General features: G+C 73.5%; 13 protein-coding genes and 1 pseudogene. 6 read left to right on the top strand and 8 right to left on the bottom strand.

Annotation, left to right across the window (positions count from 1 at the left end; all coding sequences use genetic code 11):
* The 3 genes and pseudogenes from ACLBYE_RS26290 to ACLBYE_RS26280 form a co-directional block, all read right to left on the bottom strand.
* A pseudogene (locus tag ACLBYE_RS26290) lies at window positions 1-850 on the bottom strand (sensor histidine kinase); the annotation flags it as partial.
* Window positions 847-1,515, bottom strand: a complete 669-nt coding sequence (locus tag ACLBYE_RS26285) for a response regulator transcription factor (RefSeq protein WP_447696415.1) — start codon at window positions 1,513-1,515, stop codon at window positions 847-849. The pseudogene ACLBYE_RS26290 and the gene ACLBYE_RS26285, both read right to left, overlap by 4 nt.
* Before the next feature lie 12 nt (window positions 1,516-1,527).
* Window positions 1,528-1,845: a PepSY domain-containing protein gene (locus ACLBYE_RS26280; protein WP_447696414.1), complete on the bottom strand. Its 318-nt coding sequence runs from the start codon at window positions 1,843-1,845 to the stop codon at window positions 1,528-1,530.
* Between the two features lie 112 nt (window positions 1,846-1,957).
* Between ACLBYE_RS26280 and ACLBYE_RS26275 the strand changes: the two genes are divergently transcribed.
* A complete protein-coding gene (locus ACLBYE_RS26275; protein ID WP_447696413.1) occupies window positions 1,958-2,536 on the top strand; it encodes a thermonuclease family protein in 579 nt (192 codons plus the stop codon).
* 87 nt (window positions 2,537-2,623) lie between these two features.
* Window positions 2,624-2,872, top strand: coding sequence for a hypothetical protein (locus tag ACLBYE_RS26270; RefSeq protein WP_447696412.1), 249 nt, complete (start codon window positions 2,624-2,626; stop codon window positions 2,870-2,872).
* A 59-nt stretch (window positions 2,873-2,931) separates the two neighbouring features.
* Here the strand turns inward: ACLBYE_RS26270 and ACLBYE_RS26265 are convergent, their stop codons facing one another.
* A complete protein-coding gene (locus ACLBYE_RS26265) occupies window positions 2,932-3,924 on the bottom strand; it encodes a catalase family peroxidase (protein WP_447696411.1) in 993 nt (330 codons plus the stop codon).
* Window positions 3,925-4,179: 255 nt separating this feature from the next.
* Window positions 4,180-6,540, bottom strand: a complete 2,361-nt coding sequence (locus ACLBYE_RS26260; RefSeq protein ID WP_447696410.1) for a transglycosylase SLT domain-containing protein — start codon at window positions 6,538-6,540, stop codon at window positions 4,180-4,182.
* Between the two features lie 200 nt (window positions 6,541-6,740).
* Here ACLBYE_RS26260 and dapA point away from each other — a divergent pair, with 200 nt between their 5' ends.
* From dapA to ACLBYE_RS26245, 3 genes are all read left to right on the top strand, one after another.
* Entirely contained in the window at window positions 6,741-7,640 is a 900-nt protein-coding gene (gene dapA / locus ACLBYE_RS26255) for a 4-hydroxy-tetrahydrodipicolinate synthase (protein ID WP_447696409.1), read from the top strand.
* A gap of 15 nt (window positions 7,641-7,655) precedes the next feature.
* Complete coding sequence (gene smpB / locus ACLBYE_RS26250; protein WP_020095208.1) at window positions 7,656-8,129, top strand: SsrA-binding protein SmpB; 474 nt, start codon at window positions 7,656-7,658, stop codon at window positions 8,127-8,129.
* A 136-nt stretch (window positions 8,130-8,265) separates the two neighbouring features.
* Window positions 8,266-8,835, top strand: coding sequence for a peroxiredoxin (locus ACLBYE_RS26245; protein WP_447696408.1), 570 nt, complete (start codon window positions 8,266-8,268; stop codon window positions 8,833-8,835).
* 4 nt (window positions 8,836-8,839) lie between these two features.
* Here ACLBYE_RS26245 and ACLBYE_RS26240 read toward each other — a convergent pair whose 3' ends face one another.
* The 3 genes from ACLBYE_RS26240 to rpoZ all read right to left on the bottom strand — a co-directional run bounded on the left by ACLBYE_RS26240 (window position 8,840) and on the right by rpoZ (window position 12,720).
* Window positions 8,840-9,481 (bottom strand): LabA-like NYN domain-containing protein, encoded by a 642-nt coding sequence (locus ACLBYE_RS26240; protein WP_020095206.1) that lies wholly within the window; start codon window positions 9,479-9,481, stop codon window positions 8,840-8,842.
* A gap of 361 nt (window positions 9,482-9,842) precedes the next feature.
* Window positions 9,843-12,104, bottom strand: coding sequence for a RelA/SpoT family protein (locus ACLBYE_RS26235; protein WP_447696416.1), 2,262 nt, complete (start codon window positions 12,102-12,104; stop codon window positions 9,843-9,845).
* A 205-nt stretch (window positions 12,105-12,309) separates the two neighbouring features.
* Window positions 12,310-12,720: a DNA-directed RNA polymerase subunit omega gene (gene rpoZ, locus ACLBYE_RS26230; protein WP_010685409.1), complete on the bottom strand. Its 411-nt coding sequence runs from the start codon at window positions 12,718-12,720 to the stop codon at window positions 12,310-12,312.
* 314 nt (window positions 12,721-13,034) lie between these two features.
* Between rpoZ and ACLBYE_RS26225 the strand changes: the two genes are divergently transcribed.
* Window positions 13,035-13,458 (top strand): ACP S-malonyltransferase (locus ACLBYE_RS26225; protein WP_447696407.1); only part of this gene is annotated, 424 nt, incomplete at its 3' end.

Here is a 13,458-nt window from a genome sequence, read left to right as displayed (position 1 = left end):
GGCCCCGCGCCTGCCGGGCGCCCCGGCCCGCCAGTGCCGGGTCGGCCGGCCCGGTCCGGCGCGCCAGCGCGTCCAGCACCGCCAGCGGCGTCTTGAGGCCGTGGGCCATGTCGGCGGCGGCGTCGCGGGCGCGGACCAGGGCGCGCTCCTGCGCGTCGAGCAGCCGGTTGAGGTCGGTGACCAGCGGCCGGACCTCGTCGGGGAAATGCTCCGGCAGCCGCGCCCGCCGCCCGGCATGGACCGCCAGAAGCTCCGCCTGCAGCACCCGGAACGGGCCGAGCGCCCGGTGCACGAACAGGCCCATCGCCAGGGTCAGGACGACGAACAGGGCGACGAGCGCCGGGACGAGCAGGCGCAGGAAGGTGGTCCGGCTCGCCGCGAGGCCGCGCCGGTCCTCCGCCACCGCGACCCGCAGCGCGGTCCCGGCGCCCGGCGCGCCGATCTGCAGCGGCCGCACCACCGCGATGAGCCGGCCGCCGTCGGGCCCGGTCGTGTCGAGGGTCGCGGGGGCCTGCGCGCCCGCCCCGGCCGGTCCCAGGTCGAGGCTCCTGTCCCAGAGGGAGCGCGAGCGCAGCGCGCGCGATCCCGCCTCCACCTGCCAGTACAGGCCGCCGTAGGGCGTGGCGAAGCGCGGGTCCGGCAGGTCCCGGGACAGGGTCGGCGTCCCGTCCGGCGCGAGGCCCACCCGGCCGGCGATGAGCTTGGCGGTCCGGTCCAGATCCGCGACGGTGCGGGCGTCGAGCACCCGGTCGAGGATCACCGTGAGGCCGAGCCCGGCGAGCACCAGCGCCAGCGCGATCAGCGCGGCCGCCGCGAGGCCGAGCCGCAGGCGGAGGGAGTCGCGCCTCACGGCCCGTCCGGTCCGGCGATCAGGTAGCCCTGGCCGCGGCGGGTCTCGATCACCCCCGGCCCGATCTTGCGGCGCAGGCGCGTCAGGAGCGCCTCCAGGGCGTTGGCCTCGCGCTCGGTCCCGACGCCGTGGAGGTGGTCGAGCAGCTCGCCCGCCGGCACGACCTGCCCCGGCCGGTGCAGCAGGAAGGCCAGCAGCCGGTATTCCAGGGCGGTCAGCTCGGTGGGCCTCCCGTCGACGCTGACCGCGCGGGTGCGGGTGTCGAGCTCGACCGCGCCGGCGCGCAGCACCGGCGCGGCGTGGCCGGCGGTGCGCCGCAGGATCGCCCGGAGCCGCGCCACCAGCTCCTCCATGCGGAACGGCTTGGCGAGATAGTCGTCGGCGCCGGCGTCGATGCCCTCGACGCGCTCGCGCCAGCCGTCCCGGGCGGTGAGGATCAGGACCGGCAGGGCGACGTCGGCCGCGCGCAGGCGGCGCAGCACGCCGAGTCCGTCGAGGCGCGGCAGGCCGAGATCCAGCACCATGGCGTCGTAGGTCTCGGTCCCGGCGCGGAACCACGCCGCCTCGCCGTCCGCCACCACGTCGGCGACGTAGCCGGCCCTCTCCAGGCCCTGCCGGACGTCCGCGGCGATGCGCGGCTCGTCCTCGACGATCAGGACGCGCACGGCCCGGCCTCCTCAATCATCGTCGTCCTCGTCCAGGATCTTCAGCGTGCCGGCATCGACCTTCACGGTCCGGCGCTTCCCGTCGGGCCCGAGGATGCGCAGCTTGTACAGCCAGTGCCCGTCGTCGCGCTTGAGGTCGACCGACACGACGTCCCCCGGCACCGCCGCCCGGGCCGCCGCCAGCACCGCGTCGAGGGGGCGGATCTCGCCGCTCTCCAGGGCCCGGCGGGCCCGGTCGGCATCCTCGGAGGCGTGCAGGGGCCCGCCCGCGAGGGCGGCCAGCAGGCCGAGGGCGAGAACGAGGGCGCGGCGGGGCGGGAACGGGCTCATGCGGGCGCAGGCTAGGCCGCGCCGCCTGACGGGACGCTGACAGCCGGCGTCAGGGTCGCGGGGCGGGGCTTCGGCACAAGGGCGGCCATAGCCCTTCCGGAGACCTGAGACCATGTCGCTCTACGTCGGTATCCTCCTCGCCTGCGCCGCCGGCCTCGCCGGCACCCTCCTCTGCCCGGACGACAAGGGGGGCCGCTCGCGCCTGCCGCTCCTCGCCGCGCTCATGGCGGGCGGCCTCGCCTGGCACGGCGCCGCCCGGGCCGGCGAGATCCTGCTCGGCCCCGCCCAGGTGATCGACGGCGGGACGCTGCGCGTCGGCGGGCGGCCGGTCAGCCTGTTCGGGATCGCCGCGCCGGAGGCCGACGCGACCTGCGCGGACGCCCGGGACCGGCCCTACCCGTGCGGCCGCGACGCCGCCCGGGCGCTCGCCGACCGGATCGGCGGGGCGGCCGTCACCTGCGAGCCGCGGGGCGAGGCCGGCGCGGCGCTCTGCCGGGTCGGCGACGCGGATCTCGGGGCCTGGATGGTGGCGCAGGGCCTCGCCCTGCCCGACCGGGACCTCGCGCCGGACTACGCGCCCGCCGCGGACCGGGCCTGGGGGCGCCGCCTCGGCCTGTGGTCGGGGGTGTTCCAGGACCCCGCCGAGCGGCGGGGCCGCCGCGCCGCCGCAGGCCTGCGCGCCGACGGGTGACAGGCCGGTTGTCAGCGGGAACGCGACCGGGCGCATCCGGTTGGACCGGCAAGCCCGCCCGGGCGCAGGTGGAACCGCGGAGGCCCCATGAGGATCCTGACCCGTACGACGCTGCTCGCCGCCCTCCTCGCCGGCGCGACGGGAACCGCTCACGCCGCCGAGGGCCAGGGCAAAGCCGGCCAGGATGCCGGCGCACCCACGACCCGCATGGGCGCGGGCGGCCTCAGCGGCACCGGCTCCACCCAGGAGGGCGCCCGCACGGGCCCGGTCGAGACCAAGGGGCAGCCGGGCGGCGCGAAGCCGCCCTCCGCCCCGAAGGCCGGGACGGGCCGCTGATCCGCTCCGGCACCTCGGGATGGGGCGCCGGGTCGGGGATCCCGTCAGGCCGGGCCGCGCTACTGCGAGCGGCGGCTGAACGAGACCGCGTAGGCCTGGACGCGGGCGTCGATCAGCGGGTCGTCCGAGACCTCGATCCCGTCGGTCAGGTTGTTCGGCATGAACAGCAGCGCCTTCTCGGCCTCGGCGCTGTCGGGCACGGCCTTGCTCACCGTCACGGTGCCGAGATCGACCGTCTTCCGGTCGTCCGGCCAGGGCTTGGTGGCGTCGTTGGTCGGGTCGCCCGGCTCGGCGAGCTGGGCCAGCATCCTGAACTTCGCGGGCGTCCTGGCGACCCGCGGGCCGATCTCGGCCATCAGGAAGTCCGGGTCGCGCTTGGACGCCTCCTCGGGCGGGAGGATCTCCTCGCCCTCCACCGGCACGAAGCGGAACCGGAACGGCTGCCGCTTGCCGGCGGCGTCCACCAGGATGAAGGCGTTGACGCCGTTGTAGGTCTGCCGGGCGAGGCTCGACGGGGTCCTGGCGGTCCCGCCCGCGGTGGCGGCGGCCGGGTGGGCGGCGGCGAAGCGCTCCAGCGCGGTCGGATGAGCGGCGTTCGGGCCGCTCTCGGCGGCGGCCTTCAGGAGGTCGCGGAACTCCTCGCCCGTGGCGACCGGGAAGTACTTCAGCGAGTTCGTGACGACGTCCATCTCGGAGCCGTCGCTCAGCTTGAACTTGAGGGCGAGGCCGTGCGGGTTGGCGTCGGCCGCGCCGTCCGGGATGGTCGGGACGCCGGTGGCGTCCGAGAACCGGATCGTCACCGGCACCGCCGGCCCCTGGAACAGGGAGGCCTTGCTGATCCTGGCCGCCTCGGGCGACGGGGTGAAGCTGCCCTCGGCGACCACGCCCTTGGCGTGGTTGGCCCGGGCGCCCGGATGCTTGCCGAACAGCGTGTTCATCACGTCGATCGTCTGCTCGGCGGTGGAGGCCTCCTGGGCCTGGGCCTGGGCCAGAGCGGCGGCCGCGAGCGCGGTGCTCAGCAGGAGGGCGAAACCCGATCTCGAACGCAGCATGGGAACCTCTCGGCAGCGCGGGCTCTCGGGAGCCGGCCAATGCGGACCGGCCCATCTTCTAGGGAGCGAGGCGCCGGAGGCACAACCAAAAGCTATGCCGCCGCGGAGAGGGGTGTGGGTTACGTCCCGGCGGGGGGCCGCAGATCGCGAATTCGTCTTCGCGAGCGGAGCGAAGCGACCCAGTCACGCCAGACCGCCGGTCTTCGCGTTGCCCTGGATTGCTTCGCTCCGCTCGCGAAGACGGTGAGGAGCCCGCTACCGCGCGCCGCGGTGGAGGTCGCCCTCGATCAGCAGCGCGCTGCGGCTGTCGAGCCGCGTGCGGTAGACCTGCAGGTTCTCCATCACCCGCTGCACGTAGTTGCGCGTCTCCGTGAAGGGGATGCGCTCCACCCAGTCGATCACGTCGACGTCGCCCTTGCGCGGGTCGCCGTAGGCGTCGATCCACTTCTTCACGTTGCCGCCGCCCGCGTTGTAGGAGGCGAAGGCGAGCACGTACGAGCCGCGCCAATCCTCCATCAGCTCGCCGAGATGGGCCTGGCCGAGCTTCGCGCAGTAGGCGGGATCGCTGGTCAGGCGGTCGACGTCGAAGGCGGTCGAGACCCGGCGGGCGGTGCGCTGGGCGGTGGCCGGCATCATCTGCATCAGCCCCCTCGCGCCGACGCCCGACTGGGCGCGCGGGTCGAACTGGCTCTCCTGGCGGGCGATGGCGTAGACCATGGCCCGCTCGACCTGCGGCACCGCCGTGAAGGTCTCGTAGGTGGGGATGCCGATCGTCGGGTAGGCGTGGGCGTCGAGCGGCAGGCCGCGCTGGACCGCGAGCTTGCCGATCGCCACCAGGGCGCGGGCGTCCTTCATGTCGGTGGCGAGGTCGCCGAGCGCCTGGAGCTCGCGCGGGTCCGAGAGGTCCCGGGCGGCGTCGATGTAGAGCGGCAGGGCCAGCTCCTTGATCCCGGCCTCGCCGAGCAGGCGCAGGGCGCGGATGGAGAGCCGCCCGTCGAAGGCCTGGCGCTCCGCGCCCTCGAGATCGGCCGGCGCACGCAGGGGCAGGCTGGTCTGGCCGAGCCGGGCCCGGGCCACCTGGCCGTAATAGGCGATCGGCTGCAGGGCGGCGCGCTCGTAGAAGCGCTTCGCCTCCTCCGACTGGCCGAGCGCCTCGGCCGCCCGCCCCTGCCAGTAGGCGGCCCGCGCCACCGAGATCGGGCTCTCGGCGATGGCCGCCACCCGGGCGAAATGCTGCGCGGCGGCTGCCGGATCGCCGGTGAAGCGGAGCGCGATCCAGCCGGCGTGGAACTCGGCCTCGATGCGCTTCTCGGGCGAGCGCGCCGCCGGCTGGCTCGCCACCGCGTAGGCGGTCCTGGCATCGCCGAGGTCGAGGAGCTTGCGCGCCACGATGCGGCGCTCGATCCACCACTCGTCGCCGTCGACCAGCACGTCCGGGTTGCTCGGCGCCGCGGCGAGCACGGCGGCGGCCGCCTCGGGCTTGTCGGCCCGGCGGAAATACTGCGCCCGGGAGAAGATGTAGGAGGCGTCCCCGCGCAGCGACGGCGGCACCGCGGCGAGCGCGGCCGCGGCGCCGGAGGACTTGTCCTCCACGGCCCGGCGGGCGCGCACGAGGCTGGCATAGGCGCCGCCCGCGTAGCCGGCCGCGCGGCCGGCGCTCTCCCAGTCGTCCTTCAGGAGCGCCCGCTCCATCCGGTAGCGGTGGTCGACCCGGGTGAGCGCGTCCGGGAAGGCGTCGAGCACCTTCGCTTCCAGGCTCCGCCCGAAGCTCTCGGTGCGCCAGAGGTCGCGGACCATCTCGGCGGCGTCGGCGTCGCAGCCGTCGGCGCGCAGGGCCAGCGCCAGGGCGAACTTGCCCGGCGCGCTCACCGGCTTCGCCGTGGCGAAGTAGGCCCGGACCGTCGCGGGCGGCTTCTTCTCGGAGAGCAGCGCCTCCTCGGCCCGGCGGCGCAGCAGCGGGCCGGCCGGCCAGTCCGGATTGGCCCGGACGAAGGCCACGGTGCGGTTGAAGCCGATCCCGGCGCCCGCGCGGATCGCCACCCATTCGAGCAGCGCCTTCGCGGCCGGGTCGGTGAAGCCGTCGCGCATCCGGTCGCCGTCGGCGACGCGGCCCTTGCGGTAGAGGTCGATGGCGCCGCGCAGCAGCGTCGGGTCGGTGTCGCCGGAGATCTTCGGGCGCGCGGGATCCGGCACCTCGGGCACCGGGGCCGCCGGGGTGACGGCGGCGTCGGGCAGCGGGAAGGCCACCGGGGCGTCGGGGTCGGCGGAGGCGTAAGCCGAGGCCGCGGCGGGCAGCGTCCGGGCGGGCTCCTCGCCCTTGTCGTCGCCGCCGGAGGCGTGGACCGGGTCGAGCTTCAGGGCGTCGGCCGCGACCGGGTCGCTGGCCTTCGCGGCCTGCGCGCCCCGGACCTGGGCGGTCGAGAGGGCGGCGTCGCTCGCCGGCGGGGTCGGCTGTGTCGCGGGCTGCGTGGCCGGCGGCGTCGCGGGCACGTCGGTGCCGGCTTGGCCGGCTTGGCCGGCCGGGCCGGCGAGCGCCACGCCGACGGTGGCGACGAGCGCGGCGGCGGTGAGGGACGTGCGCTTCGGGGCCGGATGCGAGGCCGCGGGTCGGATCACGATTCCCCCCTACTGATCACCGGAGCGGGAAAGGCCGAGGATCGGGCCGTGACCATTAAGATCGCGTTAACCGTCCCCACGATCTGTTTGCGCGCCGTGACGCGACCGCCTATGTCTGCCGGTCCGTGCCCGTACGATGCGGACCACGCGCGGCGCCGAGACCGCCGAAATCCCAGCTGGGACCCTTTGGGACGCCTGAGATGACCGAGATGACCGGGAGCCGCCTGCGGGGCTCGCTCACCGCGCTTGTGACGCCCTTCCGCGACGGGGCCTTCGACGAGGCCGCCTTCCGGAAGTTCGTGCGCTGGCAGATCGAGCAGGGCAGCCACGGCCTCGTGCCCACCGGCACCACCGGCGAGAGCCCGACCCTGACCCATTCCGAGCACGACCGGGTGGTCGAGGCCTGCATCGACGAGGCGGGCGGGCGCGTGCCGGTCGTGGCGGGCGCGGGCTCCAACTCCACCGCCGAGGCGGTCGAGCGGGCGCAGCACGCCGAGCGCGCGGGCGCCGACGCCGTCCTCGTGGTGACGCCGTACTACAACAAGCCGACGCAGGCGGGCCTCTACGCCCACTTCAAGGCCGTCAACGACGCGGTCGGCATTCCGATCATCATCTACAACATCCCGCCGCGCTCCGTCATCGACATGAGCGTCGAGACGATGGCCCGGCTCTTCGAATTGAAGAACATCGCCGGCGTGAAGGACGCGACCGCCAAGATCGATCGCGTCAGCCAGCAGCGTCAGGCCATGGGCGCGAGCTTCATCCAGCTTTCGGGCGAAGATGCGACGGCGCTCGGCTACAACGCCCACGGCGGCCACGGCTGCATCTCGGTGGTGGCGAACGTCGCCCCGCGGCTCTGCGCCGACCTCCAGGAGGCGACGCTCGCGGGCGACTACGCCAGGGCGCTGACCCTCCAGGACAGGCTGTTCCCCCTGCAGACGGGCCTGTTCGCTGAGGCCAACCCGGCGCCGGTGAAGTACGCCCTGTCGCGGCTCGGCCACATGACCGACGAGCTGCGCCTGCCCCTGGTGCCGGTGACCGAGTCCACCAAGCGCATCGTCAACGACGCCCTGCGCCACGCCGGCCTGCTGGTCGACTGAGGGAAGTCACGCATCATGGCCCCGAAACCGGAGCCCAGTCGGCGCATCGTCGCCGACAACCGCGCCGCGCGCTATCACTACACGATCGAGGACACGCTCGAGGCCGGCATCGCGCTGACCGGCACCGAGGTGAAGTCCCTGCGCGGCGGCAAGGCGACGATCGGCGAGGCCTATGCGGGCCCCTCCGGCAACGACCTGATGCTGTTCAACGCCTACATCCCGGAATACCTGGAGGCGAACCGCTTCAACCACGACACCAAGCGCCCGCGCCGCCTGCTGCTGCACCGCCGCCAGATCAACAAGCTGATCGGCGCGACCCAGCGCCAGGGCTACACGGTGGTGCCGCTGAAGATCTACTTCAACGACAAGGGGCGGGCGAAGGTCGAGCTCGGCCTCGGCAAGGGCAAGCAGGCCCACGACAAGCGCGAGGCGGTCAAGGAGCGCGACTGGCAGCGCGACCGGGCGCGGCTGCTGCGGGACCGGGGCTGAGGCCGCGCCGTCATCGCGAGCGCAGCGAAGCGACCCAGGGCAGCGCGACCTCGACGAGCGTGGTGCTGCTGGATTGCTTCGCTCCGCTCGCAAAGACGGAGACCGAGGCCGGACGCCGAGCCGGGAGGAGATGTCCATGCCATCCACCCACGATACCCTGCCCGACGACCTGCCGGTCCCCGTCGACGATGGCGCGGCCGATCACCTGCGCGGGATGCGCCTGCCCGACGTGGCGCTCACCGCCACGGACGGCCGCACGGTCTCGCTGGCGCGGCTGCCGGGCCGCACCGTGGCCTACGCCTACCCGCGCACCGGCGAGCCGGGCCGGCCGGGCCTGACGCCCGACTGGGACGCGATTCCCGGCGCCCGGGGCTGCACGCCGCAGGCCTGCGATTTCCGCGATCACCACGCCGCGCTGACGGACCGGGGCGTCGCCCAGGTCTTCGGCCTCTCGACCCAGACGAGCGCCTACCAGCGGGAGGCGGCCGAGCGCCTGGGCCTGCCGTTCCCGCTGCTGGCCGATCCGCACCGGGCCTTCGCGATGGCGGCGCGCCTGCCCACCTTCGAGGCCGGCGGCCAGGTGCTGCTGCGCCGCCTCACCCTGGTGATCGACGACGGCGTCGTGAGCGCGCTGTTCTACCCGGTCTTCCCGCCGGACCGGAGCGCCCGGCAGGTCCTCGACTGGCTCGACGGGGGCAGCGCCTGAGGCGCTACTCCTCCTCGGCCTCCGGCTGGCGGATGCCGTAGCGGTTCTCCAGGCCCGGATTGGCTCTTCCCTCCCCGCGGTAGCGGGTCGGCGCCTCGCCGGAGGCCCGCGCCGGGCGCTCGCCGGGCTCGCGCCCGATCCGGCCCGCGAGGCTCGCGAGGTCGACGAACTCGTCGGCCTGCCGCCGCAGCTCGTCGGAGATCATCGCCGGCTGGGTCTGGATCGTGGAGATCACCGTCACCTTCACGCCGCGCCGCTGCATCGCCTCGACGAGCGAGCGGAAATCGCCGTCGCCGGAGAACAGGATCATGTGGTCGATGTGCGGGCTGAGCTCGAGGGCGTCGATCGCCAGCTCGATGTCCATGTTGCCCTTGTACTTCCGCCGCCCCATCGAGTCCGTGAACTCCTTCACGGGCTTGGTCACGACGCGGTAGCCGTTGTAGTCGAGCCAGTCGATCAGCGGCCGGATCGAGGAATATTCCTGATCCTCGATCATGGCCGTGTAGTAGAATGCCCGCAGGAGGTTCTCCCGCGACTGAAATTCCTTGAGCAGCTTCTTGTAGTCGATGTCGAAACCGAGGGCCTTGGTGGTGGCGTAGAGGTTGGCGCCGTCGATGAAGATGGCGCTGCGCTGGGTGACTGGCATGAACAGGTCAGGTCCCGAGAAATCGTGGGTGACAGGAAATCGTCTGAACAATCGGTCAGGGTTCGCCCGGGGCGAAAGGCCGGGGCGCGTGGCCGGGACGGTGCGCCGCGATCGCGGCCGCCGCGCTCTGCAAACCGGGGTGGACCGGCGCGGTCGAGGATCCGCGCGACCGACGCCCCGTCCGCCGGACCATTCGTTTCAAACCGGTCCGTGTCAAGCAGAGCACGGGATTGTGCGGGCGTGAAAAACTAAACTTGCGGGGCGGATTAATTGACCACGACAGGGCTTCGTCGTGAAAACGGTGGTTTACGTAAGTTGATCCTGTAAACCTCAGATGCGTCGCGCGCCGCGCCCCTCGACCTCAGCCGTTCACGCGCTCGACGCTGTTGACCGGGCGCTTGCCGCGCAGTTCGGCGATGATCGCGTTGAGATGCTGGAGGTCCCAGACCGACAGGTCGATGGTGATGTCGGTGAAGTCCTGGGTGCGCCGCTTCATCGAGATGTTGTCGATGTTGCCGTCGTGGTCGGCGATCACCTGGGCGATCTGGGCGAACACCCCGGGCTCGTTGATCGACTTGAGCGCCAGCCGGGCGGGGAAGCGCTCGCCGCCGAGCGCCTCGGTGTCCCAGCGGACGTCGAGCCAGCGCTCCGGCTCGTTGTCGAAGGCCGCGAGCGCCGCCGACTGGATCGGGTAGACCGTCACGCCGACGCCGGGGGTCAGGATGCCGACGATCCGGTCGCCCGGGACCGCGCCGCCGTTCGGCGCGAAGGTGACCGGCAGGTCGCCCGCGAGGCCGCGGATCGGGATGGCGTCGCTGCGGTCCGCGTCCTCCCCCTGATTGCCGCCCTCGGCCCCCGGGAAGGTCAGCCGCATGGTCTGGTCGGAGGAGCGCACGAGCCGGCCGGCGCCGCTGGCGGCGCCCTGCGCGGCGGAGGGCCGGCGCTCGTCTCGGTGGTCGGGATAGACGGCGCGGACGACGTCGCCCGAGAACATCTCGCCCCGCCCCACGGCGGCGAACACGTCCTCGGTCGTCGCGCGGGCGAGCCGCGGCAGGGCGCCCCGGAGCTTGTCCTCCGAGAAGGTCTTGGCGGCGCGCTCGAAGGCCCGGTCCAGGATCTGCCGCCCGAGGCCGGCATATTGCCGCCGCACGGCGGTGCGGGTCGCCCGCCGGATCGCCGCGCGGGCCTTGCCGGTCACCACGAGGGATTCCCAGGCCGCGGGGGGCGAGGCCCCGTCGGAGCGGCTGATCTCGACCTCGTCGCCGTTGGCGAGTTCGTGCAGCAGCGGCGCCATCCGGCCGTTGATCTTGGCGCCCACCGCGGTGTTGCCGACGTCGGTGTGGACCGCGTAGGCGAAGTCGATCGGCGTCGCGCCGCGCGGCAGGGCGATCAGCCGGCCCTTCGGGGTGAAGCAGAACACCTGGTCCTGGAACAGCTCCAGCTTGGTGTGCTCCAGAAACTCCTCGGGGCTGTCGCCCTCGGCGAGGAGCTCGATGGTCCGGCGCAGCCACTGGTAGGCGCCGCTCTCCGCGGCGAGCCGCGGATGCACGCTGCCCTCGGCGCGGGCCGGGTCCTTCACCAGCTCGGTGCCGATCTCCTTGTAGTGGGCATGCGCGGCGATGCCGTACTCGGCGATGTCGTCCATGGCGCGGGTGCGGATCTGCAGCTCGACGCGCTGGCTCTTCGGCCCGATCACCGTGGTGTGGATCGAGCGGTAATCGTTCTGCTTCGGGGTCGAGACGTAGTCCTTGTACCGGCCCGGAACCATCGGCCAGCTGGTGTGGACGATGCCGAGGGCCGCGTAGCAATCCTGCACGGTGTCGACGACCACGCGGAAGCCGAAGATGTCGGAGAGCTGCTCGAAGGCGACGGACTTGCGCTCCATCTTCGACCAGATCGAGAACGGACGCTTCTGCCGGCCGCTGACCTCGGCGGTGATCCCCTGCGCGCCGAGCTTCTCGGTGAGCACCTGCGCGATGGTCTCGACGACGCTCTCGGATTTGGCGGAGAGGCGCGTCAGGCGCTGGGTGATGGTGGCGTAGACCTCCGGCTCCAGGTTGCGGAAGGCCAGATCCTCCAGCTCCTCGCGCAGCTCCTGCATGCCCATGCGGCCGGCGAGCGGCGCGTAGATGTCCAGGGTCTCCTGCGCGATGCGGCGACGCTTGTCGTCGCGCATGTGCTGGAGGGTCCGCATGTTGTGCAGGCGGTCGGCGAGCTTGACCAGCAGCACGCGGACATCCGCCGCGACCGCGAGCAGCAGCTTGCGGAAGTTCTCGCCCTGCGCGGCCTGCTTGGAGACGAGGTCGAGGCGCTTGAGCTTGGTCAGGCCGTCGACCAGGGCGCCGATCTCCGGCCCGAACAGCCGGCGGATCTCCTCGAGCGTCGCCTCGGTGTCCTCGACGGTGTCGTGCAGCACCGCGGCCACGATGGTGGCGTCGTCGAGGTGGAGGTCCGTGAGGATCGCCGCCACCTCGAGGGGGTGGGCGAAGAACGGGTCGCCCGAGGCGCGCTTCTGCGTGCCGTGCGCCTGCATGGCGTACACGTAGGCGCGGTTGAGCAGCGCCTCGTCGGCGGCCGGGTTGTAGCGCTTGACCCGCTCGACGAGCTCGTACTGGCGCATCATCCGCCGGGACGGGGCCGGCGCGTCCGGGGCCGTGCGCGGGGTCTGGATCACGCGCGATTGTTCCGCCACCGCCGGGACGGCGCCAGCCCCCGGCGGCGGGGCCGCGCCGGATGCCGGCGGGCCGGCCACGGAACGAGAGAACCCGGCGTCTCCGCCGGGTCCGGTCTCTGTCAGGTCGCGCCCATCCAGGCCCACGTGTCCAGGCTCACTCGCCCTCGTCGTCGGTCTCGACCGGCGGGGCGAGGTTCTCGAGGCCGCGCAGCAGGTCCTCCTCGCTCATGCGGTCGAACTGGACCGCCGCGTCGTCGCTGGAGGATTGCGGCGCCACCGCGGCGGCGGCCGGCGAGCTCGACAGCAGCGGAACGGTCTCGGCCTCGGGCTCGTCCACCTCGACGTACTTCTGCATCGAGTGGATCAGCTGCTCCTTGAGGTCGTCGGCCGTGATCGTCTCGTCGCCGATCTCGCGCAGGGCGACGACCGGGTTCTTGTCGCGGTCGCGGTCGATGGTCAGCGGGGCGCCGGCGGCCAGGAGGCGGGCCCGGTGGCTCGCCAGCAGCACCAGCTCGAAGCGGTTCTCGACCTTCTCGATGCAGTCTTCGACGGTGACGCGCGCCATGCGGGGCGGCTCCTTGGGCTTGAGCGACGGGTGATGTCGGGTATGGCGCCACTCTACACCGGATGCCGTTGTGCAACAAGCACAGCGGGTTGCGCAGGGCGCGCGTCCGGCGCGAACCCGGCGCGCGTCCGGCGGGCGTGCCGGTCCGATCGGGCCGGACGCCGGGGGGCCGGAGGGCCGCGTCGCTGCGGCATCATGGTGCGGCGCATTGTTGACACCCAGCGCCGCGGGTGCGAGTGCGCGCGCCATTCCAGAGTTTCGGCCGACACGGGCGGCGTTCGCGCGCCGCGCGGCGCCGGCGACCAGGACGCACCATGCGCGCACTCATCTTTCCGGGCCAGGGCAGCCAGGCGGTCGGCATGGCGCGGGACCTCGCCGAGGCCTTCCCGCAGGCCCGGGCCGTGCTCGACGAGGTCGACGCCGCCCTGGGCGAGAACCTGTCGCGGCTGATGTTCGAGGGGCCGGTCGAGGACCTGACCCTCACGACCAACGCCCAGCCGGCCCTGATGGCGGCGAGCCTCGCGGTGCTGCGCGTGCTGGAGGCCGAGCGCGGCCTCGACCTCGCCCGCGACGTCGCCTGCGTGGCCGGCCACTCGCTCGGCGAGTACGCCGCGCTCGCGGCCGCCGGCAGCCTCACCGTCGCGGACGCCGCCAGGCTGCTGCGCCTGCGCGGCGAGGCCATGCAGGCGGCCGTCGCGCCGGGCGCCGGCGCCATGGCGGGGCGGGTCGGCACCGCCC

Source organism: Methylobacterium sp. A52T, assembly GCF_053346095.1.
This window is presented reverse-complemented; position numbering and strand designations above follow the sequence as displayed.

Excerpts from the sequence above, each read along its gene's own strand:
- dapA (WP_447696409.1), top strand. The coding sequence starts at position 6,741 with ATGACCGAGATGACCGGGAGCCGCCTGCGGGGCTCGCTCACCGCGCTT.
- ACLBYE_RS26270 (WP_447696412.1), top strand. The coding sequence starts at position 2,624 with ATGAGGATCCTGACCCGTACGACGCTGCTCGCCGCCCTCCTCGCCGGC.
- ACLBYE_RS26275 (WP_447696413.1), top strand. The coding sequence starts at position 1,958 with ATGTCGCTCTACGTCGGTATCCTCCTCGCCTGCGCCGCCGGCCTCGCC.
- rpoZ (WP_010685409.1), bottom strand. The coding sequence starts at position 12,720 with ATGGCGCGCGTCACCGTCGAAGACTGCATCGAGAAGGTCGAGAACCGC.
- ACLBYE_RS26265 (WP_447696411.1), bottom strand. The coding sequence starts at position 3,924 with ATGCTGCGTTCGAGATCGGGTTTCGCCCTCCTGCTGAGCACCGCGCTC.
- ACLBYE_RS26245 (WP_447696408.1), top strand. The coding sequence starts at position 8,266 with ATGCCATCCACCCACGATACCCTGCCCGACGACCTGCCGGTCCCCGTC.
- ACLBYE_RS26235 (WP_447696416.1), bottom strand. The coding sequence starts at position 12,104 with ATGATGCGCCAGTACGAGCTCGTCGAGCGGGTCAAGCGCTACAACCCG.
- ACLBYE_RS26240 (WP_020095206.1), bottom strand. The coding sequence starts at position 9,481 with ATGCCAGTCACCCAGCGCAGCGCCATCTTCATCGACGGCGCCAACCTC.
- smpB (WP_020095208.1), top strand. The coding sequence starts at position 7,656 with ATGGCCCCGAAACCGGAGCCCAGTCGGCGCATCGTCGCCGACAACCGC.
- ACLBYE_RS26280 (WP_447696414.1), bottom strand. The coding sequence starts at position 1,845 with ATGAGCCCGTTCCCGCCCCGCCGCGCCCTCGTTCTCGCCCTCGGCCTG.